Source organism: Acinetobacter sp. DMC2 (genome assembly GCF_056314305.1).
On the sequence record NZ_JBQUYP010000021.1, the window covers coordinates 1 to 511 of the forward strand.

1 protein-coding gene is annotated in these 511 nt (G+C 47.6%); it reads left to right on the forward strand.

Annotated features, from left to right (window positions below; all coding sequences use genetic code 11):
* On the forward strand, positions 1–511 hold a 511-nt coding region (locus ACT53H_RS19130; protein WP_476009880.1), incomplete at both ends, for an Ig-like domain-containing protein.

Genomic DNA, 511 nt, shown 5'->3' on the forward strand with positions numbered 1-511 from the left:
GACTGTCGATGGCACAGACTATCCAGCAGTCAACAATGGTGACGGCACCTGGACCCTTGCAGACAATACACTGCCTGCATTAACAGACGGTCCACATACCATTACCGTGACAGCAACTGACCCTGCAGGTAATGCAGGAACAGATACAGCTGTGGTGACAGTGGATACTAGCATTCCAGTTGTATCTTTAGATGATGTGGTTACTAATGACACGACTCCTGCTTTAACAGGAGCGATTAATGACCCAACAGCAACAGTTGTTGTGAATGTGGATGGTATTGACTACCCAGCGACTAACAATGGCGATGGCACCTGGTCACTTGCAGACAATACTCTGCCTGCCTTAACAGACGGTCCACATACAGTGACTGTAACTGCAACTGATCCAGCTGGAAATATAGCTACAGATACAGCGACGCTTACTATTGATACAGTACCTGCAGACTTGATCGGTGCGATCACGATTCCTGAAGACTTAAATGGCGACGGTATCTTGAATGCAGACGAGCTT